Below are 1,132 nucleotides of genomic sequence, written 5' to 3' on the forward strand. Positions count from 1 at the left end.
GGATTATTTGGTAAATATACTTCTCGCTCTTTTTTTCCTTTTTCAACAACGGAAGCAACCAGCAGAGACTCACCTAGCATAAAGTCGTCATTTTCTTCAAAGGTAGTTTCATCATGTTCAAAATCATAAAAAGTAGGCCTTATAATAGGATGGTAGCTATTAGAGGTTTCGCGCAACTCACTATAAATATATGGAATTATTTTTGTTCTAAATTTAATTAATTCTCTAATTGAGTCTAGAACTCCAGGATACATCCAAGGTTCATTAACTGTCTCGTCATCGTTCCAAGAGTGGATAGTGAATCTCGGATGAACAATTCCATTTTGTATCCATCTTACGAATAATTCAGGTTCAGGAGCAGGGCCAGAAAATCCACCTACGTCATGTCCAAAATTATAAATACCGGATAAACTTAGCCCTATCCCCATCTTGATATTGAATTTTAACGTTTTCCAACTGGTGCGATTATCGCCTGTCCATGTTTGCACATAACGATGCATTCCCACAGAGCCGGATCGTGATATTAAATAAGGACGCAACTGAGGGTTATGTTCCAACTGTGCTTCATAGGAAGCCTTCATCATAAGCAGTGGATGAAGTGCACGAATCAGTTCAAACTCTTTATTGTTCCCAAAACCGTGACAGATGGCTTCCTTACTCCAGATTTCAAATTCATTATTATCATTCCAAGTGGAATCAATTCCATAATCCAATAGCTTTTCTTTTACTTGCCCTTTCCACCAGTCGTAGGTTTCTTTATTGGTAAAATCTAAATAAGCACCTATTTCATCCCAAAATTGTGCCATTTCAGGTTCTTCGTTATGACTATTTGTTATAAACATCTTTTTTTCTTTTAACTCATTAAATAAGGGATGATCTTTTAATAAACAGGGCTTAATATTTGCACATAAACGTAAACCTTTATCATGAAAGTCGTTTACCATCTTTTTTGGTGAAGGAATTTTTGATTGGTTCCAATTAAATACATAACGCTTATCTTCAATTGACGTATAGCCCGACGACAATTGGAATGAATCACATAAGATATCATGTTTTTCACACAGCTTTAAGAATTCGTTTAACTGCATTTGTGCATCTGGAGCATCGGTATAACTCATTGTCGATCCAGAAT

Annotated in this window: 1 protein-coding gene; it reads right to left on the reverse strand. The window is 35.9% G+C overall.

Going from position 1 to position 1,132, the window contains the following annotated elements; genetic code table 11:
• Positions 1-1,132, reverse strand: a 1,132-nt coding sequence (locus AC1DRF_RS29010) for a TIM-barrel domain-containing protein (protein WP_477742440.1), incomplete at both ends; no start/stop codon positions are given.

The sequence above is a fragment of the Priestia sp. P5_B4 genome (genome assembly GCF_056400385.1).